The organism is Methylophaga sp. (genome assembly GCF_030651745.1).
Map to the genome: position 1 here is coordinate 1 of NZ_JAUSCC010000065.1, position 2292 is coordinate 2292.

General features: G+C 44.1%; 4 protein-coding genes. 1 reads left to right on the plus strand and 3 read right to left on the minus strand.

Annotated features, from left to right (window positions below; translation table 11 throughout):
* The 3 genes from Q7V21_RS08075 to ispB form a co-directional block, all read right to left on the minus strand.
* A partial coding sequence (locus Q7V21_RS08075) for a squalene/phytoene synthase family protein (protein WP_304916800.1) occupies positions 1-419 on the minus strand: 419 nt, incomplete at its 3' end.
* Entirely contained in the window at positions 416-718 is a 303-nt protein-coding gene (locus Q7V21_RS08080; protein ID WP_304916801.1) for a ferredoxin, read from the minus strand. The genes Q7V21_RS08080 and Q7V21_RS08075, both read right to left, overlap by 4 nt.
* A gap of 60 nt (positions 719-778) precedes the next feature.
* Positions 779-1747 (minus strand): octaprenyl diphosphate synthase, encoded by a 969-nt coding sequence (gene ispB, locus Q7V21_RS08085; protein WP_304916802.1) that lies wholly within the window; start codon positions 1745-1747, stop codon positions 779-781.
* A gap of 167 nt (positions 1748-1914) precedes the next feature.
* On the opposite strand from ispB, the gene rplU reads away from it, so the two are divergent.
* A complete protein-coding gene (gene rplU, locus Q7V21_RS08090; protein WP_069295453.1) occupies positions 1915-2226 on the plus strand; it encodes a 50S ribosomal protein L21 in 312 nt (103 codons plus the stop codon).
* The last annotated feature ends 66 nt before the right edge of the window (positions 2227-2292 follow it).

Sequence of the window (2292 nt, forward strand, 5' to 3'; positions counted from 1 at the left end):
AAACCGAAGATCTGTGCTGAAAGCAGGCCGACAACACTGGCAACACGGTGACAATATAAGGCTAGGTTTTTATAGGCTGGATAACGATGTTGGCTTAAATCCATTTCCATGCCGTCAATGATCTCGTGGAAATATTCTTCATGCAGATCAAAATCTTGCAAGGTATCAGCTAAAGCTTTACCAACCGGATGTGTGGCTTGTCCGCTAAAGGTTCTTGATATTTCCTGACGCCACCAGGCAAGGGTTTGGGTGGCAACCATTGGATCACTGATTTCATCGACGGCATCGTCAACTTCCCGGCAAAAAGCATACAAAGCCATGATGGCATCACGTTTTTTTACGGGTAAAAAAAGGAAGCTGTAGTAGAAGCTTGAACCGCTTTTTGCCGCTTTATCCCGGCAATATTGCTGCGGTGTCATTTTAACAGCCGCTCGACAATTTTTCCGTTCACCAGATGACTGTCGATGATCTCATCAATATCCGCTTTATCATGATATTGATACCAGACGCCTTCTGGATAAATCACCATTATCGGGCCAAGTTTGCAGCGATTCAGGCAGCCGGAGTTGTTTACGCGGACTTTTTTTAAATTGAGTTCTTTGACACGTTGTTTGGCATAGTCACGCAGTGACTGCGCGCCGTGTTCTTCACAATAATCTGTGCCATCATCACGCTGATGCGTGCAAATAAACATATGATATTTATAGATTTCAGCCATAGTTGTCAGCCTAAGCAAGCCGCATTAGATAAACATAAGCAATAAAGATCATAGGTTGAACTAAAATTCACGCGAAACTGCAAAATCGGCAAGGCCTATCAACGCCGTTTTGTATTCAGAATCTGCAACTATGTCGAGAATGGCCTTAGCCTGTTCAGCTTCTTTACGTGCTGCTGCCGCAGTGTAATCAATGGCTCCGGAACTGTGGATAATCTCAATAATGTCATTGATCTTATCGCGTTGGCCTTTTTCAATCGCTTCACGAATGATGGCGGATTGGGCCGCAGAGCCATGCTGCATGGCATAAATAAGAGGCAATGTCGGTTTACCTTCAGCCAGATCATCACCAATATTTTTACCGATGGTCTCGCTTGAAGCACTGTAATCAAGCAAGTCATCCACCAACTGAAAAGCGCTGCCAAGGTGCATTGCGTATTGAGCCAAAGCCATTTCAATTTCATCAGATGCGTTGCTGATTAAAGCGCCTAACTGACCTGCCGCTTCAAACAATTTGGCGGTTTTATGATGAATCACCTGCAAGTAGCGTTCTTCGGTGGTATCAGCATCATGTACATTTAATAATTGTAAAACTTCACCTTCAGCAATCACATTGGTGGTATGCGAAAGGATCTTCATTAAACGCATCGAATCGAGTTCCACCATCATTTCAAATGCGCGGGTATAGAGAAAATCGCCTACTAATACACTGGCTTCATTTCCCCAAACGCTATTGGCAGTTTCCTGGCCGCGGCGCAGAGTTGAGTTGTCAACCACATCATCATGCAGCAGGGTCGCGGTATGAATAAATTCGATAATCGTTGCAAGATTAATGTGCGCAGTTGCCTGATGATTGCAAGCTCGGGCACTTAACAAAGCAATAGCCGGGCGCAAGCGTTTGCCGCCACTATTGATGATGTAATGTCCTAGCTGATTGATTAATACAACATCTGATTGCAGCCGATGTTGTATCATTGCGTCAACTGCATCCATATCCTGTTGGATAAGTGCGTAAATGGATTGTATATCCACGGGGCGTTTGTCTGCCTGTCTAAATTAATTAAACGCGTACTTTCTCATGGGTTACGGTGATTCGCAAATAATTCAATTTGCATTTGATCTGTAAGTAGAAAGCAGTTAAAATTCTCGGTCTTTTGTTGGGTTACCCACAATAACATTTTATTTTTTTGGAGAAAGCGATGTACGCTATTGTCGCGACTGGTGGTAAGCAGTACCGTGTTAAAGAGGGCGAAAAGCTCCGCGTTGAAAAATTGCCAGGTGAAGTGGGTGATACCATTGAACTGGGTGAAGTTTTATTGATCGGTGAAGGCGAAGACATTAAAGTTGGCGCACCCTTCTTAGACGGCGCAAAAGTCACAGCAACAGTGGCCTCAGTTGGTCGTGCGGACAAAGTCAAAATCATCAAATTCCGTCGTCGTAAGCACCATCGGAAACAGATGGGACATCGCCAATCTTATACAGAAATCGAAATCACTGGCATCACTGCCTAAGATTTGACAAATTTAAAGAGGATTTAACATGGCTCATAAGAAAGCTGGTGGTAGTACCCGCAACGG